The 24421-nt window shown below is 64.2% G+C and carries 19 protein-coding genes; 11 read left to right on the top strand and 8 right to left on the bottom strand.

Features of this window, described 5'->3' with window-relative positions:
• Positions 1-17: 17 nt before the first annotated feature.
• Entirely contained in the window at positions 18-719 is a 702-nt protein-coding gene (locus AB0F52_RS01975; RefSeq protein ID WP_360163569.1) for a hypothetical protein, read from the bottom strand.
• Positions 720-823: 104 nt separating this feature from the next.
• Here AB0F52_RS01975 and AB0F52_RS01970 point away from each other — a divergent pair, with 104 nt between their 5' ends.
• Positions 824-1231, top strand: a complete 408-nt coding sequence (locus AB0F52_RS01970) for a hypothetical protein (RefSeq protein WP_360163567.1) — start codon at positions 824-826, stop codon at positions 1229-1231.
• 64 nt (positions 1232-1295) lie between these two features.
• A complete protein-coding gene (locus tag AB0F52_RS01965) occupies positions 1296-3299 on the top strand; it encodes a hypothetical protein (protein WP_360163565.1) in 2004 nt (667 codons plus the stop codon).
• A 19-nt stretch (positions 3300-3318) separates the two neighbouring features.
• Here the strand turns inward: AB0F52_RS01965 and AB0F52_RS01960 are convergent, their stop codons facing one another.
• On the bottom strand, positions 3319-3615 hold the full coding sequence (locus AB0F52_RS01960; protein WP_360163563.1) for a hypothetical protein: 297 nt from the start codon (positions 3613-3615) through the stop codon (positions 3319-3321).
• 432 nt (positions 3616-4047) lie between these two features.
• Positions 4048-4749 carry a hypothetical protein gene (locus tag AB0F52_RS01955; protein WP_360163561.1) on the bottom strand — a complete coding sequence of 234 codons (702 nt, stop codon included), beginning with the start codon at positions 4747-4749 and terminating at the stop codon, positions 4048-4050.
• 458 nt (positions 4750-5207) lie between these two features.
• Between AB0F52_RS01955 and AB0F52_RS01950 the strand changes: the two genes are divergently transcribed.
• Positions 5208-5462, top strand: coding sequence for a hypothetical protein (locus tag AB0F52_RS01950; RefSeq protein WP_360163559.1), 255 nt, complete (start codon positions 5208-5210; stop codon positions 5460-5462).
• 924 nt (positions 5463-6386) lie between these two features.
• Here the strand turns inward: AB0F52_RS01950 and AB0F52_RS01945 are convergent.
• The 5 genes from AB0F52_RS01945 to queC form a co-directional block, all read right to left on the bottom strand.
• The gene (locus AB0F52_RS01945; RefSeq protein ID WP_360163557.1) at positions 6387-6911 is read right to left on the bottom strand and encodes a VUT family protein; all 525 of its coding nucleotides are present in this window, start codon (positions 6909-6911) and stop codon (positions 6387-6389) included.
• A gap of 83 nt (positions 6912-6994) precedes the next feature.
• Positions 6995-7762, bottom strand: coding sequence for a GTP cyclohydrolase, FolE2/MptA family (locus tag AB0F52_RS01940; protein ID WP_360163555.1), 768 nt, complete (start codon positions 7760-7762; stop codon positions 6995-6997).
• 1 nt (position 7763) lies between these two features.
• Entirely contained in the window at positions 7764-8120 is a 357-nt protein-coding gene (gene queD / locus AB0F52_RS01935; RefSeq protein WP_360163553.1) for a 6-carboxytetrahydropterin synthase QueD, read from the bottom strand.
• On the bottom strand, positions 8120-8755 hold the full coding sequence (queE, locus tag AB0F52_RS01930) for a 7-carboxy-7-deazaguanine synthase (protein ID WP_360163551.1): 636 nt from the start codon (positions 8753-8755) through the stop codon (positions 8120-8122). Before queE ends, queD begins: the two co-directional genes overlap by 1 nt.
• Positions 8752-9453 (bottom strand): 7-cyano-7-deazaguanine synthase QueC, encoded by a 702-nt coding sequence (gene queC / locus AB0F52_RS01925; protein WP_360163549.1) that lies wholly within the window; start codon positions 9451-9453, stop codon positions 8752-8754. Before queC ends, queE begins: the two co-directional genes overlap by 4 nt.
• A gap of 264 nt (positions 9454-9717) precedes the next feature.
• Between queC and AB0F52_RS01920 the strand changes: the two genes are divergently transcribed.
• From AB0F52_RS01920 to dpdH, 8 genes are all read left to right on the top strand, one after another.
• A complete protein-coding gene (locus AB0F52_RS01920) occupies positions 9718-10455 on the top strand; it encodes a hypothetical protein (protein ID WP_360163547.1) in 738 nt (245 codons plus the stop codon).
• On the top strand, positions 10452-11576 hold the full coding sequence (gene dbpB / locus AB0F52_RS01915; protein ID WP_360163545.1) for a DGQHR domain-containing protein DpdB: 1125 nt from the start codon (positions 10452-10454) through the stop codon (positions 11574-11576). The genes AB0F52_RS01920 and dbpB (AB0F52_RS01915) overlap by 4 nt, the downstream gene beginning before the upstream one ends.
• Positions 11573-12847 (top strand): tRNA-guanine transglycosylase DpdA, encoded by a 1275-nt coding sequence (gene dpdA / locus AB0F52_RS01910; protein WP_360163543.1) that lies wholly within the window; start codon positions 11573-11575, stop codon positions 12845-12847. The genes dbpB (AB0F52_RS01915) and dpdA overlap by 4 nt, the downstream gene beginning before the upstream one ends.
• Complete coding sequence (gene dbpB, locus AB0F52_RS01905) at positions 12840-13952, top strand: DGQHR domain-containing protein DpdB (RefSeq protein WP_360163541.1); 1113 nt, start codon at positions 12840-12842, stop codon at positions 13950-13952. The genes dpdA and dbpB (AB0F52_RS01905) overlap by 8 nt, the downstream gene beginning before the upstream one ends.
• A 694-nt stretch (positions 13953-14646) precedes the next feature.
• Positions 14647-17946: a protein DpdE gene (gene dpdE, locus AB0F52_RS01900; RefSeq protein ID WP_360163539.1), complete on the top strand. Its 3300-nt coding sequence runs from the start codon at positions 14647-14649 to the stop codon at positions 17944-17946.
• 22 nt (positions 17947-17968) lie between these two features.
• Positions 17969-20509, top strand: coding sequence for a protein DpdF (gene dpdF / locus AB0F52_RS01895; RefSeq protein WP_360164579.1), 2541 nt, complete (start codon positions 17969-17971; stop codon positions 20507-20509).
• A 1-nt stretch (position 20510) separates the two neighbouring features.
• Complete coding sequence (gene dpdG / locus AB0F52_RS01890; RefSeq protein ID WP_360163537.1) at positions 20511-21395, top strand: protein DpdG; 885 nt, start codon at positions 20511-20513, stop codon at positions 21393-21395.
• Entirely contained in the window at positions 21388-24420 is a 3033-nt protein-coding gene (dpdH, locus tag AB0F52_RS01885) for a protein DpdH (RefSeq protein WP_360163535.1), read from the top strand. Before dpdG ends, dpdH begins: the two co-directional genes overlap by 8 nt.
• Position 24421: the final 1 nt, after the last annotated feature.

Raw genomic sequence — 24421 nt, 5'->3', positions numbered from 1 at the left:
AGAAGGCGGCAAGCAGGTCAAGCCGTTGTCATCGCTTGCCGGAGCAGCCACGCGGCGGCTTCGACGCCGGAGTCGGCGAGGTTGCCGTAGCCGAGGACGAGCGCGGGCTCGCCGGGCGCCGACCGGTAGCCGTCGAGATCGGCCACCTTGACACCGGCCGCCTTCGCCTTCCGGACGACGGCCGCGGCGTCCCGGTCGAGGTGGAGCAGAAGGTGCAGCCCGGCGGCGGCACCGGAAAGCCGCGCGGGCCCGAGCGCGGCGACGAGCCGGTCGCGCCGGGCGCGGTACCGCAGCCGGGCGCCGCGCAGGTGCCGGTCGTAGCCGCCGCTTTCGACGAAGCCGGCGAGCGCGAGCTGGTCGACCACGGGTGGCGGGTGTGCCTGCACCGTCCACTGTGGAGGCAGGACGGCCCAGCCCAGCCCGAGCGCGGGGCTGAGCGTCTTGCTCACCGACCCGAAGAGCGCGACCCGCGCCGGGTCGGTGCCCTGGACGGTGCCGACGGGCCGCCGGTCGTACCGGAACTCCGCGTCGTAGTCGTCTTCGAGGATCAGCCCGTCGACGTCCCGCGCCCAGCCGAGGAGTTCGGCCCGCCGCCGCGGCGAGAGGACGGAACCGGCGGGGAACTGGTGCGCGGGTGTGACGAGCACGGCGCGGACGCCCGCCGGAATGCGCCCGACGTCGATGCCTTCGTCGTCGACCGGCACCGGGTCGACGGTCATCCCGGCGCTCTCGGCCGCCCGCCACAGCCGCGTCCACCCGGGATCTTCGACGGCCAGCCGCGTGCAGCCGCGCTCGACCGGCGTTGGTGCTCGAGGAGCCGTGCGTGTTCGAGCAGCACCGCGTGGTGGCGGACCAGGACAGTCTCCGGTCGTTCGACCTAGCAGTGCCGGCGGGTGACGGGTTGGTGCTGTACGGAGGGACGCTGTCGGAGGGCAAGGTGGAACTGCCATCCCCTACCCCGCGGCGAGTCGTGGGAGTGCCCGGCGAAGCCGAAACGCGGCTGGTCTACGTCCCGCGGCACCGGTGTGAGGTGTTCGACCTGCGGCTGCGGTTCGGCAAGAAGGGGCCACCGGAGGTGCTGGTGCTGGATGGCGCGTTCGAGAGGGACATCGCGGACCCGGGCTATCGGGGGCGGACGCTGCAGCCGGACGCGGCGGGGGAGGTCCACGTGCAGTTCCGCCACCTCACACCCGGGCTGGTGTACGGGGCCCGCTGGGCGGATCAGCCCTGACGCCCGGGTGCGGACGATCCGGCTCCTTTCACTACCTTGCCGGTAGGCGACAGAAGGGGACCGGGTGCGTACCTACTACGACCAGGACGACCGCCAAGGCTTCGAAGCGGGGCAGGACCTCCTGGTCCGGCGCTTCACGAAGTGGGCTGCTGCGCAGGGCCGCGATGTCGACCCGCATGCCGTGGTTTCGGCACTCGATTTCCGGCACGCGTCCGTTGACGGGCGGCTGACCTGGTGGACCACCGCGCAGGTCCGGGAGTTCCTGCTGTCTTACGTGCCGCGCACGCTGTCGGCTACCGCCGACGAGGCCGTCCTCGTGCCCGAAACACTGCGGATGTTCTTCCGGTACCTCCACCAGATCGGGCTGGCCGACCCCACGGGCGAGCCGGTGGCGGATCTCGAGAGCGCAGTCACGAAGGCATCGGCCGATTTTCCGGCCGTGATGGCCGACGAAGGCAATTTCGGCGTCGCCAAGTACTGGGTGATGACCGCGGCCCGCAAGGGGATCGACCGCTCGGACCACGAGGCGTTGAACGCGTTCTTCGCCGAGGTGCGCGAGGGACGGCACAGTTACGACGCCGAACTCCTGGACGAACTCGTCGCCAGGCAGTTCACCGAGCAGACCGAACGCGCTTTTCCCCAGCCGGCGGTGTCGCTGCCGGCCGACTCGGAACTCGCGGACGCCGCCGAAGCTTCACCGATCGTGGCCCAGCTGCGGAAGCTCGTCGACTGGGTGGGTGAGGGCCGTGCGTTGACCAGCACCGGGAACCTGAAGCTCGCCGACGCCCGCGAGCTGGTGTCGCTGCTGGGTACCGGCGATGTGCTCGAATGGGACGGCGGCGACAAGATGTACCCCGTCCGCAGCAGCGCCGACCTGCCGCACCTCGCCACCCTGTTCGAAATCGCCAAGCGGACCCGGATCGTGCGAGTGGTCAAGGGCAAGCTGGTGCGCGTGGCGAAGGCGACGTCGCTGGTGAAGAACGCTCTCGCGCTGTGGACGGAGGCGTTCGACTCGCTTCCTTCGCGGGGCCTGCTGGTCAAGCAGAGTGGTTGGGCTCCGGGGTACGCGCAGCTGCTCGACGAGAACCTCGACATCGTGCTTCCGGACGTGCTCAACACGATTTATGGCATGCCGGAGCCGGTCCCGGTGGTTCGGCTCGCTGAAAGCGTCTGGCTGGCCTGTGTCGAACACACCTACTTCGATCTGGAACCGTCGACTGAGCCGCTGTGGCGGGACGGCCTCGCACTGGAGTTCCGCCGGTTGCTCGGCAAGCTGGCCGAATTCGGTGCGGTCGAGCTGACCGCGGGGCCGCCCGACCCGATGTACCGCAGTGATCTGGTACCGGAGAACCCCGAGCTCCCGCCGGATGTGCAGGACCGGCTGCGGGACGCGCTCGATGCCCCGGCGGTCGACCTGGTCGCCCTCACGCCCCTGGGCAGCCGGGCGGTGCGGGAGCGGCTGCTGCGCGAGGGCCGGGTCGCACCGCTGGTGGGCGACCTCGCCGACGCCCCGCCGGCCGCCATGCTGAGCACGCTCGTGGGCCACTACACCGCGGAGACAGCCGCGGCGGAGATTTCCGGCTGGCTGGCCGCACATGGTGGCCGGGAGGCCGGCCTTCCCCTTCTGCTGGACGCCATCCGCGAAAGCCCGTTCCGCACGCTGGCGTCGGACATGCTCGAGGTCCTCGTCGATTCCCTTCCGGACGGCGATGCGTTGCTGGGCGACCTGCGCACCGACCCGGCCCTCGGCCCGATCGCGACGCGCGTGCTGATCGACAGCGGCGAACTGGACCTCGGCGAAGTCGACGACCGGGAACGCCTGCTCGGCATGACCGAGCAGTTCCTCGTCCTGCTGGAGGCGGCCGGCCCGGAAGGAGCGTCCGAGGCACTGAGCGCATTGCCCGCCGGCGAACTCACGGGGCTGCGTGAAGCGATCCTCGAATCGGGACATCCGGACCAGGTGGGGCTCGCGGAGCTGGCCGAGATGTTCGAGCCGAGCCGCAAAGTGCATCCGTTGGGCGGTCTGCGCCGATCCAGGACGACCAAGGGAAAGAAGCGCCGCCGTTGAGTACCGTCTGCACAACGCGTCAACGCCGGGAACCGCCGCGTTCCCACCAGTCGACCATGACACCGTCCTCCGCCATGCGACGGATCGTGTATGCGGCCAGTTCCACCTCGGTCCCGGACTGGCCGCAGAACGTCCAGAGTTGCCGCGCCGCTCGTTGGTATTGGTGAATCACCTTGTCCACCTCGAAGGCGTCCAGCTCGCCCGCGCGGTGCCGGTCGACGGCATCGGCGACGTGCGCGACCAGCTCGTTCAGCCGCGCTTCGTGGTAGGCGGAAACCAGCGTGGCAGCGGCACGGCGTTCGGCTTTGGTACCCACTTCGGCACGGTACCGAACCGGCGGCTTCGAAGAAGCTGATGAGCAGGTAGAGGCCATAGTTAACGCTGTTGCCTGCTCTCCTAAAGCAGGTGTCGCAGCAACTTTGTCCTCACGGTTCTCTGTGGTGCCCTCCTGAATACCACCAGGCAGCAGCTTTTCGGGTCATGATGCGGGTCATGAGATCCCGGCCTGCTGCCAGGCCTTCCGGTTTCCATGCCGGTGGGTGCCGTTCGCGTTCAGCATCGCCGCAGCTTCGCCGACGCGGTAGAACCGTGGCTGGCCAAGTTTGCGCGCTATTCGATGATTCACGGCGCCGGCTTTCCGGCGTGAGGGACTGAGGAGATGTCATCGCTGGTGGTGTCGGCGTCCAGACTTGGCCGCCGACACACCAGGGGGTTCATGCTGCGGCGGAATGGCGAGTGAGGGACTCTGTCAGTCGTCGCTCGGCCCGTGACAGCTGTTGCGGAACTGGTAGGAGGAGACCCCGCGTTCGTGGGCGACGGATGCGGCGCCCTCGCCGTCGAGCCGTACCCGTCCGATGAGACTGGCTTCGTCTTCGGTCAGGGTGTCGTCCTTGACGGCTTGCGCCAGGACGAGGTCCGGATGTCCGGTCGTCCGGGCTCGGTACCTGACGCACGTGCTCTCGTCGTAGGTGGAGCGTGTTCCGTTGATTTGGCCTTCCTTGCCGCGAGCCTCCAGTCCGTAGCGGCGGGCCATGAACCGCAGCGACGAGTAGAGCATCGGCTTGTCGGGGTCCAGTGAGTTCAGTGCCTGGAGAAAACCTTCGACGATCTCGGCGTCGAAATCGGCGATGTCGCCGCGGAAGTTGCGGGCGATGCTGCCGGCGACCTTCTTCAGACCCGGCATCATCAACCCGAGCGCCGCAGTGGTCCAGGGGCCGCCCTGTTCCTGCGCCCGTCGCACGACCTCGCTCCAGACGGCGTTCTTCACCTGGTTGCTGGTCTGACGCTTCAGGAGGGTGATCCGGAGTTCGTCCAAGGTGATCGGCCGGTCGGGGAGGCCGAATCCGATGGCGCGCCCGTCGAGCGACAGCGACGTCGGCTGCGCGGTCAACTCGTTGAATCGTCGTTCGATGATCTCGAGCGAGGTGAGCGACCACTGATGGTCAGGCATTGCGTTGCCTTCCTTGTCGGGGGAGTCGACACCCCTAATACTGAATCTCTGGCGTGATCATGAAAGGAACCGCTCGATTGTGCGACGCCTGCGCGGCGTGTCGCTCCGCCTGTATCGGCTGATCATCTGTCTACGGGCTCTGCGTTGAAGGAGAACGGTATGGAGAACAAGGCTCTGTTGGGCAAACGTCCCCGGGGGTGATCTGAGCGCGCTCGATACGCCGCAGAGTGGAGGGCATACCTGCGTCCGCTGCGGACGCGTTCCGCTTCATCGAGCTGACCTGACGCAGGTCGACGCGTCAGATCTGATCGCCTGCTCCGGTGAGGATGCGGCAATCTGCTCACGGCCCGTGTTCTGGCTGGTGAAACCGTGCCCGCGGTGGTGCAACGGTCTACACGACGATCACGATGCCGGCCCGGATCGTCGTCACTTCTCGAGCTGGGAGGAACGGGGTGCCCTTGACCTTGGAGGACGCTGAGGAGATGGGGCCGGGGTTGGGGAGGCAGCCCGAGCACGTGGTCGTTAGCCTTGACCAGGGCGCCCGCGAGGATGCCCTGCGGATCTGGTGCGGCAAGGGAGAGACCGATCAGGGCTGGCACCTGACCGAGGACGAGGCCCGTCGCTTCGCTGCGACACTGACGGCTGCTGCGGGCTTGGCTGCGGGTGAGCCGGCCGATCAGTTGCAACTGCCGTTCGACATCGTCGCGCCTTAGGACGACGAGCAGTTCGGCACGTCGCCCGGCATGCGGAACTGCTCGTGTGCCGGCGCTGTCTGAAAGTCGCCAGCGCGCTAGCGAAGCGAGGAGGAGCCCGCCGACCAGGGCAACCGTGTCCGGCGTGGTGTCGGAGTCGCTGGGCGTTGGTTCTGATGAGCGCAAGCTCCGCTCAGCGGCTGTCCTGAACCACCGTTCGACGTACAGAGATGCGTCCTGTTTCCGCTGGACATCGGCGGCTGTCAGTTGCGCGCGGACGATCGGTCCGGACGGTGTGTTCGCATGTGGTGCCGCCACTGACGGTGCGGATGTGCAGTGGTGTAGCTGAACGCAGAGCCCAGTCGTGACCGAGCAGGTAGAGCCGGTCGGTCGAGTTGCTCCTCGCTGACTTCGAGCACATCCACGCGGACATCGCCGGTCGGAGTAGTGACCATCGCGCCTGCGCCATCGATCGCGGTTGCCCCGGTGGCTAGCTGCCACGATGCGATCTGCGACGAGTGAGAGGGCAAGGGTGGCTTGGGGACGCGTGACCGACCATCGACGAAGTTGGTTCACGAGTGAGTCTGGCGTCACGGTCGCGGCAACTTCGACGTCGATGTCCAACCGCGCGCCGTTATCTCAAGAGTTAGGCTGCCTACGACGTCCTCCCGCCGCAGTCGCGGCCGTGATGTCAACAGCGGTGAACGCGGCGATCGCGGCATCGATGGCGCGGCGACGCTCGACGGGCATGGCGCGATCATCTCCGGTGTTCGGTCAATCGAGAACGCCGGACAGTGCCTGTGGTGGCGCAGGTGAAGTAGTTGCCTGGATACCATAAGTGACAGAGGTCGTCTATTTCGGTACTCGACGAAGGTTTGTACAGGGGGCAGCGGAGACGGGGCGATCCCCGCTCAACCGGTGACGGCACCACCCTGACGAGACAGATCACTCGTTGCTGTGCACCAAAGTCTTTTTGCGGCCGAGCCACGCTAGGACAGCCACAGCGGCGACGGTCATCCACGCCTTTCCGATGATCTGCCCGGGCAGGAACTCGAAGGAACCGAAGGCGATCTTGAGGAAGATCAAGCTGTCCGCTAGCAGACCGACGATGTTCGAGCCGACCACGGCAACGATGAGTCCGCGTCTCCGCAGCGGTTCGTACACCGCGAAGTCGAGGAGTTCCGCCACTATGAACGCGACGGTCGACGCCGTGGCGAGCGCGGGGTCGGCCAAGAGGTAGGACAGGACGGTGCCCACCACGATGGCGCCCAGAACTGCGCCGCGGCCAACGCTCTCACGTGCTAGGTCTCGCAGGACCAGAGCCAAACCGACGAGGTAGACGGCTGCTGGAGCGAGGAATCCGAACCCGACCGGGATGGCGCCGAAGTGGGTTACGACGAGATTTGCCAAGGGGATGGTGGCGATGTATGCGACGAGCAGAATCACCCCGCTCGGAGTGATCTTCTTCACGGAAGCCTTCCTTCGGAGCAGACTGACTTCTGAGAACGGCTGTACGTTCGTCCTGGTCACGCGAAGCGCTTGAGGGTATGCCGTCACCCTGTGATCAGAGCCACCGCGTCGTGGCTGTGGATGCTTTCGAGGTTGCGCACTCTAACCTCGTGGGCCAACCCGCGGGTGCGGCATGTGAGCGAGATGTCGCGCGCGATGTCCTCGACGAATACGGGATGGTCATAAGCCTGCATCGTGAGCGTGCGCTCATCGGCGCGCTTGACCAACGGAATCACCGGAGCCGACCCGCTGTCGCGGATGATCTTAGTCGCATCCAGCACCGGCAGGGGATATAGGTGGTCCTCACTGCCCGTGACCGACAAGGTGACCTTGCTGCGCTGGTTGTGGGCACCATAGTCGGAGATGCTCTTCGAGCAGGGGCATAGACTCGTGACCTCTGACGTCACTGCTGCGGTCACGCGGCAGGAGCCGTTCTGCCAGGTGCCGGTCACCTCCACGTCGTGGACGGACACGGACTCCAGCCCGCTCGTCGGCGCGGTCATCACCTCTGAGATCGGCATGCTGATGACCACCGAGATACCAGGGGCATCCAGGTCAGCCGCACCGGTTTTCAGCACCTGGGCCATGTCTCGGGGGTCGAACGCCTGCAAGCGCTCGTGGACGAGGGCGACCATTCGACTCATGTGTGTGCCTCGGCGATCCGCCTGCAACTGGACGGTGACCGAAATTTCGGCGATGCCCCGCTGGGTTGTGATGCCGTCATCGAACACCACCGGGTACCGCAGCCCGGCGATGCCGACCTGGTTGACCTCGATGCCCCGAGAGTCCACTTCCGCTTGGATGTCGTGCACGTCACCGCCCTCGATAAGTGCACCCGGAAGTGCAAGTCTCCCGGACCGTCACCGCGGACAAGTCGGGCAACCGCGGCACCAGGCGGTCCCAGATCCACACGGCCAGGTTTTCACTGGTGGGGTTCTCCAACCCCTCGATCTCGTTGAGGTAGTGGTGGTCGAGTTGCTCCTGGAGAGGCTTGAACGCGGCTTTCACGTCACCGAAGTCCATGACCCAGCCGGCGTGCGGGTCGACGCTACCGTCCACGTGCACCGTCACGCGGTAGGAGTGGCCGTGCAGGCGAGCGCACTTGTGTCCTTCCGGCACCTCGGGGAGCCGGTGAGCAGCCTCGAAGGTGAACTCTCGGAAGATCTCCATCAGCGGATTCCCAGGTACTTGTGCGTTTGCAAGGACAGTGACCAGCGCGGATTCTTCATGCAGTACTCCACTGCCGCCTCGGTGTGGCTATCCCGCTCTTGGTCGTCGAGGGGTTGAAGCCGGAATGAGCGGAAGTCCAGGTGTTCGAACTGCGCAGGGTCGCCACCTGCCTGGGGATAGACCAACTTCAGTTCGTCGCCGGAAGTCACCACCAGATCGGCGCCGATTTTCGGGCTGACGCAGAGCCAGTCCACTCCTGCTGGGGGAACACGGGTGCCATTCGTCTCCACGGCGACCTCGAACCCGCGGTGGTGAAGGGCATCGACAGCCGCTGCGTCCAACTGCAGCAACGGTTCGCCCCCCGTGCACACTACGAAGCGATTATCCTTGGCCTCCGACGGCCACGCCGCTTCCACTGCGTCAGCGAGTTCGTCGGGCGTGGCGAACCGCCCACCTCCCGTACCGTCGGTACCAACGAAATCCGTGTCGCAGAACTTGCAGATTGCCCGGGACCGATCTTTCTCCAGGCCGGTCCAGAGGTTGCATCGAGAGAAGCGGCAGAAGACGGCAGGCCGTCCGGCGTGGCTGCCCTCGCCCTGCAAGGTGTAGAAAACTTCCTTGATGAAGTAGGTCATGCGTTCACGTTTCGGTACGTCACGGGATCGGTGACACCGGCTTCAGAGAAACCCTTGAGCCGCAACAGGCAGGTATCGCAGCCACCACATGCCCGTCCCCGCTCGTCGGGGTCGTAGCAGCTCGATGTGATCGAGTAGTCGACTCCGAGGCGGAGGCCCTCGCGAATGATGTCCGCCTTGGACATCTCGATGAGCGGCGAGTGGAGGCGGAGCGGGGTTCCCCCTTCGACACCGGCCCTGGTGGCGAGGTTGGCCATCTTCTCGTACGCCGCCATGTACTCAGGTCGACAGTCTGGGTAGCCGCTGTAGTCGACCGCGGTCACGCCGGTAAAGATGTCTGTCGCGCCGACGACCTCGGCATAGGCGAGCGCGAAAGACAGGAAGATGGTGTTACGCGCCGGTACATAGGTCACCGGGATGCTGCTCGCGTCGATCTCGTTGACGTTGTCGTGTTTGGGCACCGAGATGTCCGACGTGAGCGCTGAACCACCGAAGGCGCGAAGGTCGATGTCGACGGTCTTGTGCCCGGCTGCCCCCAGCGTCTGGGTGACTCGTCGAGCTGCCTCCAACTCGACGCTGTGGCGCTGCCCGTATCGGAAGCTGAGTGCGTACGGGGTGAACCCCCGGTCCTTCGCGATGGCCAGTACCGTCGTCGAGTCGAGACCGCCGCTGAGCAGTACGATCGCCGGTCGTTCCATCGACGTCACCCCTTCAATTGGTGGATAGTGGGTCAAGATCATAACTGGCTAACTAAGCTGTAGAGTAAACCGCATTGGAAGTGAGTTACGGTCCAAGGGAGCCGGCGAGGCGTGAAGAAACTATCCGTGGTAGTGACCTGCACGGACCGTAAGATGCTCGTGCCACCTCCGGCTCTTCGTGTGGGCTCTCTCCCAGCGGGCACGGTGAGCAGCCGACTCAGCACTTGGACGGACCGGATCCGCGTCAGCACACACCGCACCCCGTTGAGCGGCCTGTACAAGGGCGAGCACTGGAAGCAAGCGCACACTGTGGTCGATGCAGCCACCCGAGCGGGGTTCGAACCAGAACTGTGGGTCGTGTCTGCAGGTCTGGGCTTGCAGTCCACTGTTGCCTCATTCCCGGCGTACGCCGCTACCTTCAGTCCCGGCCACGAAGACAGCGTCGCGTCGACGGGGGTCGACCGCCGGCTGTGGTGGAAGGGCGTCCAGGAGCGCCTCGGCGCGTCGACTCTCGCCGAATTGGGCTCCCGTAGCTCCATGCTCCTGGTGTTGTCCGAGGTCTATGGGAGTGTCTTGACGGCGGAGTTGCGCGAACTCGGTCAGGTTAGCAGTGACGCACTGCTCATCGGCGGGAGCGAGGACATACCCGGTGTGCAGCGCATACGGGCCAATGGATCGCTTCGCAAGGCGCTGGGCGGTACCCTCACCGGGCTGAATGCGCGGATGGCCAGTTCCTGGCTGACCCACTGCGAGGACGGTAGGTTGACCTCACCCACCACGACTGAGAAGTGGACACGGTGGGTTGAGCGCTCAACCCACCGCGAGACCTACAACCGCACGCCGATGACAGATGCAGAGGTCAAAGAGTTCATCCGTGCGTCGGCAGCTGAGCAACTCGGCATCTCGCGAACCAGGTTGCACCGGATGCTCAGGGAGAGCGGCAGGGCTTGCGAGCAGAAGAGGTTCGCCAACCTCTACTCCGAGACGATGGGAGAGCGGTGAACCTCAAGCGCAGGGCGTTGAAGGTGCATCAGCACCCGACAATCCCTCTGTACATCTTCACCCTTGCGGCCGAGGAAGTCTCGCTGATCTCCGACGTGGCGCGGATCTCCCGGGACGACGCTGGTCGGCTCCTCGGTTACCAGCGGCCCGAGAAGAAGCAGCACGTGAATCAAATCCTCGAGTACCTCGACGGCGATGAGGTGCTGTTTCCCAATGGGTTGATCATGGCGTTGCCCGACTCCGTCCGCTTTCGTTCCAGTCCTGGGCCTTCGGCCACCGACGGCCTGGCCACCAGTGGCACGCTCGAGATCCCACTCGCACAGACCCCCGATGAGCCCCGGCCAGCATGGATCGTGGACGGCCAGCAGCGGAGCCTAGCCCTCGCACGGACGAAGCGTGCGCGTCTGCCCGTGACGGTCGCCGGATTCGTGGCCGAGGACATCGCCACTCAGCGTGACCAGTTTCTGCGGGTGAACACGGTATCACCGCTGCCCGCCAACCTCGTGGCGGAACTGCTGCCCGAGGTGGGTACTGCTTTACCTGCGAAGCTGTCTGCCCGCAAGTTGCCGTCCGCCCTGGTCACGATGCTCAACCAGGATTCGGACTCGCCCTTCCGAGGGTTGATCAAGCGGCCGTCGACCAGTCCGGAACAGCGCGGCACCGCGGTCGTCACCGATAACAGCCTCACCGCCGCGGTCGAGGAGTCTCTGAACTCCTCCGCAGGTATCTTGTTCCTCTACCGCAACCTGTCGAACAGCACCATCGACACGGGTGCGATACGCAAGATCCTGGTCTCCTACTGGACCGCCGTGCAGTACACGTTCCCCGAAGCGTGGGGGCTGCCGCCGACCAAGAGCAGGCTGATGCACGGTGTCGGCATCAGGGCCATGGGGCGGCTTATGGACAAGATCGTCCCGAACGTGGACGTGGAAGCATCAGATGTTGTCGAGCGGATGAAGAAGGAACTGGCCTTGATCGCGGACCACTGTCACTGGACCAAGGGGCGGTGGGGTGAGTTGAACATCGCCTGGAACGAGCTCCAGAACACCCCGCGACACATCAGCGTCCTGTCCAACTTCATCATCCGTGTCTACGTCAAGTCACGGGTGAACGCGTCGTGAAGTTCTACTTCCCGGACAGTCAAGACCTCGTCAGCCCAACGTACGACTTCATCAACGACGAGTACCTACCTACCAGGGTCCGTCAGCGCGACGACGTATATGCGCACGAAGTGGTTACACCGTCTCCTTATGACGGTGTACTCGTCAGCAAGGCGATCGTCGATGGCTCGGTGAAGGGAGCGGGCAAGTACGCCGCACCCCAACGCGCACGGCTCTACCGTCTCGGGGTGCGCAAGTTCTTCAGGTTGCCCTCGGGCACCGCGAGCCTCGGCGACTGCGGCGCCTTCAACTACGTCGAGGAGGAGTACCCGCCGTACTCGGTCGACGAGGTGCTCGACTTCTACGACGAATGCGGCTTCGACTCGGGCGTTAGCATCGATCACGTCATCTTCGGCTACGTTCCCGGTGCGGGCGAGGGTGAAGCAGACCCCGCTTGGGTCAAGCGTCGGCATATTTCCCTGGACCTGGCCGAGAAGTTCCTGGCTGCCGTACAGGACCGCGACAGCCCGTTCGAACCGGTCGGTGCCGCGCAGGGGTGGAGCCCCGCCAGTTACGCGGACAGCGTGGCCCGGCTGCAGGAGATGGGGTACCTCAGGATCGCGCTCGGAGGCATGGTGCCGCTGAAGACCCACGAGATCGTGGCGTGTTTGGAAGAGATCTCGACCGTCCTGCGGCCGGGAACGCAGTTGCACCTGCTCGGGATCACCCGGTTGGAAAGCATGGAGCGCTTCGCCGATCTGGGCGTGACCAGCTTCGACAGCACGTCGGCTTTCCGGCAGTCGTTCATGGACGATCGGAACAACTACCACACTGCGGACGGCGCCTACACGGCCGTGCGCGTCCCCCAGGTCGACGGTAATCCTGCTTTGAAGCGAGCGATCCTGTCAGGAGCGGTGTCACAACGCGACGCCATACTCGCCGAACGAGAGTGCCTGAGCGCTCTGCGGGGCTACGACCAAGGTGTCGTCGACCTCGAGGACGTCATGGCAGCCTTGGCTGCTTACGAAGCGCTAGTGCTGGGCGAAAACCAGGCGAAGAAAAAGAGCTACCTCGTCCAGTATCGCAGGACGCTGGAGGCGCGCCCCTGGAAGTCCTGTTTCTGTGCGTTGTGCAAGGAGCACGGTATCGAGATAGCGATCTTCCGAGGTACGGAGCGGAACAAGCGGCGTGGGTTCCACAACCTGGCCGTCCTGGAAGCCAAGATGCGCAAGGTCGCCCCGCGACCGGTTCGCGGTGAGATCGTCCCCTCAACTAGGAGAGAAAGTGGCTGACAGGTACACCCTGCGACTCCCGGCCCTCGAGGTCCGGCAGGGGCGGCGACGGATCTACTGCTTCGCCGTCGACGGTAAGAAGCTACACAGCTTCGCGGCAGTGTCGCGCATCCGTCGTGACGATAGTGAGCAGTTGCAGGGCTACCAGCGTCCTGAGGTACTCAGCCACATCCGAGGTATCCGCAAGTACCTCGAGTCGGGCGGGGCGATGCTGCCCAACGCGATCGTCGTCGCCTTCGACGAGCGCGTGCAGTTCATCCCTTCCTTGATGGTTCCCTCTGACACGGTCGACTACTCAGTGCCGGGAGAGCTCGTCATCCCGGTGGACGAGAGCCTGCCCGAGGCGGAGAAACCGGCCTGGTTGGTCGACGGTCAGCAGCGCAGCGCCGCGATCCGTGACGCCGATGTCGCCGAGTTTCCTGTAGCAGTCGTTGGCTTCATCACCGACTCTGAGGAGGAGCAGCGTTCACAGTTCATCCTGGTCAACTCCACGAGGGCGTTGCCCAAGGGCCTCATCCATGAGTTGCTCCCCGACACCACCGGCCACTTGCCTGACGCGTACGTGCGTCGCCGGCTGCCGGCGCAGTTGATGACGCGCTTGAACGGCAAGCGCGAGAGTCCATTCTTTCGCATCATCGCGTCACCGACCGCTCCTGACGGCTACATCAAGGACAACAGCGTTCTTAAGATGGTCGAGCACAGCCTCTTCGAAGGAGCGCTGTACCAGTATCGCAACCCTGTTGACGGCACTGGTGATGTGGACCGGATGCTCACGCACTTGATAGGCTTTTGGTCTCTCGTGCGCGACGTTTTCCCTGAGGAGTGGAGCAAGCCTCCGCGTAGTTCACGACTCACCCATGGCGTAGGCATCCAGTCGCTCGGGTTTGTGATGGACACGTTGACGGAAGACGTGCCGGCCGAAGGGGTGAAGACCGTAGAGCTTCGGAGAAATCTCGAGAGCCTGCGTTCCCATGTGGCATGGACATCCGGCGTCTGGAAATTTAGCGACGGCGAGCGGCGTTGGAACAATCTGCAGAACACGCCGAATGATGTCCGACAATTGACCACCTATCTCTTGAAATTGGTGCGTAAATCACGGCGCTAATCTTCATGGCCTGGTGTAAAGACGCTGCATTGAGGAATGTGAATAGTTTGCTGCTAGTAGTCACGCTCATGTAGTCGACGAATGGCGTGCTCGACTGAATTGAAAGGCTGGTGGTGCAACTACTCTGGCTACCTGCTTCGAAGCGCGTCGTCTATCAATGGGTGGGTTCCGCTCGTCGCTCGTTGGTGCTTCCTCGGGCAACGCTGGGTAGGTAATCTGAGCAGTGGACCTTGGAGTTGACGGCGAAGTGGCGTTTAAGGTGGCAGTGGTGGTTGCGCCAGTGGAGGTAGTTGGCGATCGCTGTCTCGTGGAGCTGCGTGGTGGGGTAGCCGCTGTCGTCGAAGGTGAAGTAGTGGAGTGCGGTGAACTCGCACTCGATCCTGAAGTCTGAGTTCGATCGTCCGGGTCGCTTGCAGGTCTCGTCTTGCTAACTTCACCGCCTGCCCGTAACGCAAGCGCCCAGAAAGACGATCGTCTTCATATGGGCGTAGTAGTCCACCATGAACAGTGCTTAGGGTCGACATCGATTACGCTCGGTAACATGTTCTGGTGGCGGATGGCTGTGTGACGCGGGAGGGCGTAAACACGATGAGCATCGGCGGCAGAAGAATGTCCTGGCGCTTGTCTGATGGTCAGCGCGGGTGGTGGGCCTCTTGCACGGGGGCGCTGATCCTGCTGAGCGCGGGATGAACGCATGAATCAGTCCTTCGCTATTGGCGACCTCGTCACTTATCCCAATAGTCCCGGTGTCGGGACTATTGGCGAGATTTCAGGAACGCGGATAAAGGTGGACTTCTTCGCATCGGTGGCAATGCCGGTGGTGGAGTCTGTGTGGATCACTTCAAGCCGCTGTGTTCCCGCATTGCTCAACTCTGAAACTCGTGTGTACTGGCGCAATCCGGATAATGCCCGTTGGCTGCCGGGCAGAGTGACGGGCCGGGCGGGCAATAGGTACTTCGTCGCCTTTCCGAACCATCGGTTCGACTTTCCGATTCCGCAGGCCCAGTTGCGTATCAGGTGGGATGGCGGCCGAACGGACCCCGCTGCGGTCCTGGGTGTTGGTGCGCACGAATCTGGCTACTTCCGCAACACGCGCTTGCCGTTCCTGAGAGGGCTGATCGCCCAACGAGGGGCAAGTGTGAGCACCTCCAGCTTTCTGTCCTCTGCTGTCGAAATCTACCCCCATCAAGTGGATGCCGCACTTACGGTCCTGTCCGACCCCGTGCAACGTTACCTCTTGGCGGACGAGGTCGGCTTGGGCAAGACCGTCGAGGCCGGGTACGTCGTGCGACAGACGTTGATCGACAACCCGCGCGCCCGCGTTATCGTGCTTACGCCAGACAGTCTCCGCAGGCAGTGGGTAGAGGAGCTTCTCTCCAAGTTCTTCATCGACGACTTCCGCGAAGCGTCGGTTAAGTTCCGCTCGCACGAGGACCCGGCGACCTGGTCGGATTACCGCGGGTGGGACCTGCTCGTCGTGGATGAAGCGCATCGCTTGAGTCAAGTGGAAGCTCCGTCCGAAGGCGCTTATCCTGAATTGCAGGCCTTGGCGCATTCCGTTGAGAAATTGCTCCTCATCTCGGCGACGCCGACGACGTCCCACTACAAGACACACTTGGGCCTGCTCCACCTGCTAGACCCCACGCTCTACTCCTGGGACGACGTGGACCGGTTTGAGAAAATGTACGAGTGCAGGCGCGCGCTGGCCGACAGTGTCTACTCCCTCGACGCTCAATACCCCGTCTACCTGGCCACGTCGATCGACCACATCCGTGAGGTGCTGGTTGTAGCCGACCCCCAGTTCGAAGAGTTGTGTACGCGGGTCCTCGAACTGATAGGCGATGACTACGAGTTGCGTGAGGGCGTCGCGCAAACGGAGTTGGAGACGCGGGTGGAGGAACTCCGCGCCCACGTGAGCGAAACCTACCGACTGCACCGGAGGGTCATCCGACATCGGCGAGCGAATGTGCTAGTGGAACAGCCAGATGCGGAATTTCCCAGTTATGAGGTCCGGGGAAGGCAGTCGCCCACTGTGCTGACCCTCGATTCGGAGGTGCACGACACCGCGGAGAACGCAGTGCTCGACTGGTGCTATCAGACAACGGACCATCTGCCGCAAACCGAGCCCAGCGGTGGGAACCAGGAATCCGGTGGCGTTCTGAGGATTCTGGTCTCGCGCAGTGGGATCATGTTGGATGACCTTCTCGACACCTTGCGCTGGAGGATTCGCGCCGACCGGCGCGCTGCCGACCGCGCTCAACTCTCCTACGGGGAGCAGCGCGCCCTTCGTGCGGCGCCCGTCCTGCCGTTCGAGCCGCGGTTGCTGGCAGACCTCGACGGGCAGTACACCGCCGAAGTGCGGGAGTCCGCACTCAATCTACTTTGCCGACCTTTGTTGGACGTGTTGCGCAAGTACCGGCGGACGGTCGTGTTCTGCGGCCCCGGACAACTCGGACCGATGTTCGCGGACCACCTGCGCAAGCGATTCCCGAAAATCGTGCTTGCCGAGCATACGAGTCGCGTGAGCCCTGAAGAAGCCCACGAGGCGGTATGCGCGTGGGCCGCCCCGCTTGAGCCTCGGAGTCCTGCTCGGCTCCTGGTCGTGGACGGTTCCGGTGAGGACGGGCTGAACCTCCAACTCGCCGAAGCCGCTTTCCATCTGAGGGCGCCCTGGTCGCCGAACCAGTTCGAGCAACGACTCGGGAGGCTCGACCGCTATCGGAGCGTGGACGCGGTTCGCCAATCTCGTCCCGCTGACCAGTACCGTCTCACCTCAGCGCAGGGCGAGGTGACCTTCCTGGACGCGTGGGTCGAGTTGTTGCTCGATGGATACGGGCTCTTCCGAGAGTCGGTGTCCACCCTCCAAGACGCCATCGCCGACAGCATTGACAACGTCTGGGCACACGGGCTGGCGAGAGGTCCCGCAGGGCTCCACGCTCGGAAGGAGGCAGTGCGCTCGGCGCTCACCGAGGCGCGCGAGGAGATAGAGAAGATGGACCTGCTCGAATCCATCCACCACGTCGCGATCCAGGAGACGAGCGTTGCGGTCGAGTTGAATCGGTTCGAGACGGACTGGCGAACCTGGGACGCGGCACTGTCCGGGTTCACCTCCGAGACCGACGGCGGCATCCGGCTGCGCCGCCGGCCCAGCAAGGGCACGCAGGTGGCGTTTGACCTGCCCGGTTCTCGACCGCTCGTTGATCCGCGCCATTGGCAACGGGCTGTCTCTCGCCTGAGTCGACCGAGCGTCGAAGGCGTGTTCAACAGGTCTACCGCTCTCAAACAACCCGGTACCCGACTCTTCCGTTCGGGCAATCCGCTGACGGACGCCCTTGCGTACTGGGCCTGGAGCGACGACCGTGGACAGGCGACGGCATTTAGCAGGCCGTACGTCCATCTGAGGGGCGGCGCCGATCCGTACTTCGGCTTCGACTATCTCGTGGAGGCCGACATCGCCTCTGCCACAGCGTTGGTGGCCGAGCACGCGCAGGCGAAGCAGGCTTTACGGCGCCAGGCAGATAGGGTCCTCGCCCCGTTCACGGTCCGAGTGTGGATCCACGCGTTCAGTGGCGAACCGGTCGTCGCCGACGCCCAGCGGCAGTGGTTGGACCAGCCCTACGACAAGGACAGATTACGAGATCGCAACTACAGCGGTGAGCGGCTGCGCGAACTGTTCGACATCTTTGGCGGTCCGCACGAATACCAGGTCGCAACAGCGGCTGCGGAGAAGGCGAGCCGTGAGCACATGGCCGCCGTGACTGACTTGCGCAGGCTCTGCGACGAAGCACGAGCCACTGCTGAGCAGCGGGTGGCCATTGCCCAGGCCCAGGCCCAGGCGCGTAGCGCCGCCGGCCACCTTGTGGGTGACTTGGAGAGTTATCTCGTCGACACGGCCGTCACGGCAGCGCTCGTGGGCGGTTTGTCGCACCCGGCGACCCGACTGATCGCGGCGGTGTGCCTGGTGCGCGTTCCGGGGGTGCTCCGTGCCCGATGACAGTTGGTACGCCGCACAGCGGATGCTTCAAAGTTGGCCTAAGTTGCACGAGGCGGCCGCATTCACCGGGACATCACGGCGGTTGGCTGATGCCCTGCGGGGCGTCGCCGATGGCTCAGCGGGGCGCCTGGACGTGGTCGTGCTTGTCCGCCAGGTTCTGTTGGAGGCCGCAGCGGGGAGCAATGGATCTCCGCTCGCGGTTCCTCTCGATGAACGTCTGCCGAGTAAGCGTGAGTGGGAGAGGGCTGGGTGCAGCGTACTGTCCGGCCCGGGCGATGAACTGCGAGTCTGGGCAGAGGAGTGGACGCCGGAGTCCGAGAAGTCGTCGAAGGAGGCGCGGAACGCCGCTCTCGATGATATGCGCGAAGTTTACCGCGGACTCCAGTCGGAAACGCGGCGAACTTTGAATGGCCCCCCTGCCGACCCTTTTTGGACGGCGGCGCTGGGGCCGGACTACACCCATTACCGGTCTCCGGGGCAGCAGCAGGCAGCACGGTCGGTCTTGTCGGCACCGGCCGGCAGCACGACCGTGGTTTGCCTGCCGACCGGACACGGCAAGACGGAGACGGTGCTCGCCACGGCGTTTCTGGGGCAGCGGCCCGGGTTGACGCTGGTCGTCGTTCCCACGGTGGTGCTGGCTCTCGACCTCGAGCGGCGCGTGCAGTGGATGACCGGCACGACCGATCCCTGTGCTTACAGTGGGGGCTTGAGCCTGGAGGAGAAGCAGCGGATCACCGAGAACATCCGCGCCGGGCGTCAGCGAGTACTGTTCACCTCGCCGGAAGCGGTCGCTACCGGCCTTGCGCTCCATCTGGAGGCGGCTGCCGAGGCGGGCATGTTCCGAACGCTGGTGCTCGACGAGGCGCACCTCGTGGAGCAGTGGGGCAACAACTTCAGACCGCAGTTCCAGACGATCGCAAGCCAGTTGCGCACCTGGCGCCTCCAAGCCCCGGAGGGCTTGGCGCCTCGCTTGGTGGCGCTCAGCGCCACCCTCACCGGGCCGCAACTGGAGGCGATCACCCAGCTGTTCGGCGGCTTGGGTCGGACGAGCATCGTCTGGGCCGCTCAGATCCGCACCGAGCCCAGCTTCTACGTCGACCGGTTCCGTAGGGCCGCCGATCGTGATGCCGCGGTGCTGACGGCAGTGTCGAGGCTCCCGCGCCCCTTGGCGCTATACGTCTCCACTAAGCAAGATGCGCGCGAATGGGTTCTCAAGCTGCGGTCGGTGGGTTTCTCCCGGGTTATCTCCGTCACAGGCGACTCCGGTACGGAAGAGCGGCGCGACGCCTTGGAGGGATGGGGCGGGACGACTGCCACCGGGACTTGCCCCACTAGGTTCGATGTCGTCGTGGGCACCTCGGCCTTCGGTTTGGGGATCGACCTCCCGGATGTGCGGACCGTGGTGCATGCGTGCTTGCCGGAGACGGTCGACCGCTACTACCAGGAGGTTGGCAGAGGGGGACGGGATGGGAGGCCGTCGACCGCCTACATGGCCACTGCCGAGCGCGACGAATCGATCGCGAGAAAGTTGAACGCCCAGACGATCATCGGCTCGACCAAGGCGTGGAGCCGGTGGGACGCGATGTTCCGCCAATGCAGGCACGACGACGGCCAGGTGGTTTTCGACTTGGACCTCGACAGCCGCCCGCCCCACGTCTCGGAAACAGGGGAGAAGAACCGAATCTGGAACGTGCGGACGCTCAACCTGATGGTTCGCTCAGGACTGATCGAGTTGCACCCGCCCACTCGCCTTGTCCGCGACGCGGAGGAGGATGATGCTCAGTGGGAGATCCGCCTGCGTGACCATTTCTCGGAGCTCGCCATGCGGGCACGGGTCTCGATTCACGGGCAGACGAACGATCGGGCGCACTTCGACCTGCGAATCGAGGAAGTGCGTCAGGTGATCATGAAAGGTCAATGGGCCGCGCTGCAGCGGTTGCGAAACGCTATGTCCGGTGATCGCTGCACAGGTAAGGAGTTGGCGGACTACTACACGACCACCTATCGCGGGACCGAATTCGGCACGGCAGCGGCGTGTCGGGGGTGCCCGCACTGCAGGCGCAGTGGTCCTGCAGACAATGGTTTCTACTGCACCCCTTGGGAACCAATCCCTGGCGTCGCCTGGCCTCTCAACGAGAAGGATGACCCTCTCTCCAGATTCCGTTCGGCACGAACTTCGCTGCTTAGCATCTGGTGGAGCAGTGAAACTGAACGCAAGAACCTCGTTCCCGGCGTGGTGAGCGGCTTGTGCAAGCGGGGAATGGTCGTTGTGGGAGGCCCCGGGTTCACCGATGCCGAGGCGGCCGATATTCAGCGCATGGCGCTACCGCACCCGGTGATCTTCGACGCCGACGGACTTCTCCTGATGGCTGGCGACATCTCTCTCGTCTGGGTGACTGACGGCGGTGGAGGTTGGGATCCACTGGTCGAAGCGCGTCTCGACGGACCAGCGATCACCTATCTGATCCACCCACGTGACTTGCCGCACCCCTACAAACCAGGTTCGTTTAGTGATATCCATCCGGCCGCTATCCCGGTCGAAGTAGCAGGAAGGGCTCTGTGAAGTGAGCCTGTTGAACGTCGAAGCTCCACTGCCTCAGTACCTCATAGTGGCTCTGCGGTTTCTCGCGCATGTGGGCAAGTCCATTGGTGAGGACCAGGCGCGGGCGTTGCTCTGCCCACCGGGCGTCAGTGGTCAGAAGGTTGTCGACTCCGCGCTGTCCACCCTGGTGTCACTTGAACTGATCAGCCGCGAGAACGGCGCGCTGGATTTGGCGGTCGCGGTCACACCGCAGCACGACAGCGTCGTCGACGCGCTGCGCAAGGCGATCCTCGCCCCGGAAAACAACACCGGCCTCGGTGAGGATGCAGGGCAATCCGGCCCCCGTGACCTGGTCCGAGCCCTGTGTTGGTTCTTGACAATCGATCCGACGACTGAGGCGTTGGGGTGGTCAGAGGTGCAACGCCGGCAGGGTCACAGCCTCAAAGCAGACTTGGGGGATCCCATCAAGAATGACACCCGATGGAATCCCTTTTGCTCGTGGGCAAGTGTCCTTGGCTTCTGCACACCGGCACTGATTAGTGCCGCAGACGGTTTGACGGGGGCCCGGCTCACTCCCGATTGCACTACTGCCGTGCGCCGCGCCGCGTCGACTCACTGGAAACCGGGAGAGTCGCTGGAACCGGAGGTCGCGTTGAGGGAACTGCGCGAGGCATTACCTGTGCTCCCTGGCGGTTTGTACTCGACGTCGGTGGGGTTGGAGTCCCCTCGAGCCAACCACGCTGGTGCTGCCCTCTCATTCGCGTTGCTGCGCGCGCATGACGAGAAGTGGTTGCGGCTGGAGCAGAACGACGACGCTCGATCGCTGCTCTACCTTGAAGACCCCGACCAACCTGGCTACCCCCGGACGTTCAGTTCGGTTACCGTTCTGGAGGTGCCCCGTGGGTGACCTGGCGGGCTACCTGTGCTGGACTCCCGATTCCGCGGCCTCGCGCATCAGCACTGAGGCGGTGATTCCGTCGTCGTCGTTGTTCCTCGCCACGCACACCCCCCTACGCATCAGCCGTGCGCGGCTTGTTCAACGCGGTCTAGTAGAGTCTGGTGACTTCGTCGATGAGCATGTCGTCCTCGAGGAATTCACGAACCGCAAGGCAGACAGCGGCGCCTTGATGATGCCACTGGTTGGCGAGTCGGGCTCGGGCAAGTCGCACCTGGTGCGCTGGGTACGTGAGCACTTGAAGCCGGCTTCGCATCAGAAGGTCATCTACCTGGAGAAGACGCAGACCAGCCTCAGGGCGGTCATCACCGCGTTGCTCTCGGATGTCGACGACGCCTCGCTCGACGCGCTGAAGCGGGAAGTTCACTCGTTCAGTACGCAGGTCGACTCAGCCGCTTTAGCGCGTAGAATCGTTAATTCGCTGAACGAGTCTTTGGCCAACACCAAACCCGTCGGTCTTCCAACGCTGGAGCGTGGGCTGGTCGGACCCAATGGGCTGGCGCTCATCCTGCAGGATCCCCTGTTTCAGAGTTATTTGCTGGATCCTGCGGGATTTATTGCCCAACTCGCGGAACAGTTGCTCCGCGATCGCGAGGGCGAGTCCGTGGAACGTCCCCGGGGCTTCACAGTCGAAGACCTGCCTCTCAAGGTCAACGACGTGCGGTCGGCGGCCGACAAGTCCAGGAGGCTCGTCGGGATGATCAACACCATGCCCGGGCTGAAGGGCGCCGCCGTCGGGCTGCTGAACAGCCACTTGGAGGCGGCGCTCCGCTCGGCGGCTAATCTCACCACAGGCCGTCTCACCGACGCGTTCTTGAAGGTGCGCAAGGCGTACGCCGCCCAGGGGCGGGAGATTCTTCTGCTCATCGAGGACTTCGCTCTGATCCAAGGTGTGCAGGGGGAACTACTCGACGCCCTTACCGAGCCCGCCGTGCGCGAGGGTGACGTGCGTCTGGCACCCATCAGGACGCTCATGGCCGTAACTACCGGCTATTTCACCGACGTGCTACCCGAGACGGCCTTGACCAGGATCGGTGCCGCCAGCGGCGGGCACGTCTTCCGGTTGGACGTGACCTTTAGCAGGCGTGAGGACGAGGCCTCGCAGGTAGCGTCGTTCGTAGGCCGCTACCTCAATGTGGCCCGCGTCGGCGGCGCGACGCAGGAACTCGGTATAGCGGAATTGCAGAAGAACCAGTGCGAAAAATGTATGTATCGCGCCGAGTGTCACGAGCGGTTCGGCGTGTCGCCGGAAGGATACGGTCTCTACCCCTTCAACCGTTCGGCCCTGGTTCGCATGGTCCACTCCACGGCGGACAAACCGGACTCATTCGTTCCGCGCGCAGTGCTGGGCAAGGTTGTTCGACCGGTTCTTATCGAGCATGCGCGGTCGATCGAGGAAGGTACGTTCCCCGACGACGGCGCGCGCTTGCGGTTCCCCCGCGCAGTGCAAGACGCCGCTCTCGGCACGGAGGTGTCGAGCGTGGTCGAGTTGGATGACGAGTCCGACACCGACCGCCACAAGTTCGTTCTGGAGTTCTGGGGAAACGCGCCGTCTGCGCTCCAGGAGATGAACGACGGCATCCTGCGGACGTTCCGGTTGCGCCCGATCACCACGCTGACGCCGAAGCCAGATGAGGATGGATCGAGGAAGCGTCCGCAGCCCGACTGGATTCCCGCGGAAGGCGCCAACGATGAGTCCGAACTCCGCCCGTCGCCGAAGAGGCAACCGAAGATTGATGCGATCGAGCTCTGGGCCGGCCGCGGCGAGAAGCTTGAGCAGCGAGTGGCCAACGACTTGCGCAAGCTCATCGTCGAAGCGGTCTACCGGCGGTTCCTGTGGACCGACCCGCCGATGCGCGAGTGGAACAAGACGGTCGTCGATAAGGCTTGGCCTGCCAGTTCGAGAACGGTCTCGATTGAAGATGCCTACGGCGAGAAAATCGGTGATTCTGCGCCGATCCGCTTCGAGCGCAAAGCGGTGATCGGCCAGTTTTTCCAAGGACTGGTGCGGCTGCGGGACTCTGGTCGGACTCGTGCGGTCGACCTCCGCAGGCTTGCGCGCATCGCCGAATCCGGAGCGTCACAGTTCGCGGGCGCAGTGGAGAGGTACGGCGACATCTCCGACGACCACCTGGTCATCGGTATGCGGGCCGCCCTACTGGGTGGTGTGCTTGCCGGCCGCGCCTGGCCCGGCATGGGCGAAACGGAGTTGTTCGCGGTCGTTTTCGACGAAGGGCGCGATTGGACGCGAACGGATTCCGATTCGCGGACTGCTGCGTGGAAAGAGTCGTTGGAAGGGCACAGGGCGATGCGTCCTGGGTTGGTTCAAGTTTTGCGCAATAGCTTGGGAGTGGCCCAGGGTAACACTGGCGAGATCCGCATGATCGACGCCGCCCGCGCGTTGCCGCTGCTCAGGCAGGCCGTCTCGGAGTGGCGATGGCGGCCGGAGACGACGCCGAACTGGCTCCAGGGCGTTGTCGGGTTCTCCAACCTCGACGCTTGGGTGACAGCACAAGTCGTGGCTCTGCAGGCGAAGATCGAACGAATTCGGACATTTCTACCGGAGCGTACGAGTGGTCCAGAAACAATAGAGGCGGTTCGAGTGGCGCTGGACGAAGCTCCTCGGGTGGGGCTTGGTCCCACGAGTCGGGAGGAGGACACCCGCCTTCGTGAGCTGATCAGAAGGGCGCAGGAAGCAGACTGGCGCGTAGTGAATGTGCTCGAGAAGGAGTTCGATCGCCTGTCGAGTGCCAATGTGACCGATGACAAGCGGTACACATCGGCTCTCAAGGTCGCCGCAGTAGACCGGGGCCCGTTCTTGGAAATCATCCTCGAGTTCCTGACCGTGGCGGACCGCTGGCTGTCGGTCAAGCTCCCGGAAGCGAGGAATCGGACCTCGACCGCGGGGGATGCCGCGGTGCGCGCCGTGCAGGAAGCATTGACGACCTGGTCTGCCGTCGGTATGGAGGGTGCTTGAG

This window comes from Amycolatopsis sp. NPDC024027, from assembly GCF_040638975.1.
In the GTDB taxonomy this organism is placed as follows: Bacteria; Actinomycetota; Actinomycetes; order Mycobacteriales; family Pseudonocardiaceae; genus Amycolatopsis.
The sequence above is the reverse complement of the archived record's forward strand: the minus strand, read 5'-3'. Positions and strand labels throughout refer to the sequence as shown.

Excerpts from the sequence above, each read along its gene's own strand:
- AB0F52_RS01975 (WP_360163569.1), bottom strand. The coding sequence starts at position 719 with ATGACCGTCGACCCGGTGCCGGTCGACGACGAAGGCATCGACGTCGGG.
- AB0F52_RS01955 (WP_360163561.1), bottom strand. The coding sequence starts at position 4,749 with ATGCCTGACCATCAGTGGTCGCTCACCTCGCTCGAGATCATCGAACGA.
- queD (WP_360163553.1), bottom strand. The coding sequence starts at position 8,120 with ATGGAGATCTTCCGAGAGTTCACCTTCGAGGCTGCTCACCGGCTCCCC.
- queE (WP_360163551.1), bottom strand. The coding sequence starts at position 8,755 with ATGACCTACTTCATCAAGGAAGTTTTCTACACCTTGCAGGGCGAGGGC.
- queC (WP_360163549.1), bottom strand. The coding sequence starts at position 9,453 with ATGGAACGACCGGCGATCGTACTGCTCAGCGGCGGTCTCGACTCGACG.
- dpdE (WP_360163539.1), top strand. The coding sequence starts at position 14,647 with ATGAATCAGTCCTTCGCTATTGGCGACCTCGTCACTTATCCCAATAGT.
- dpdF (WP_360164579.1), top strand. The coding sequence starts at position 17,969 with ATGCTTCAAAGTTGGCCTAAGTTGCACGAGGCGGCCGCATTCACCGGG.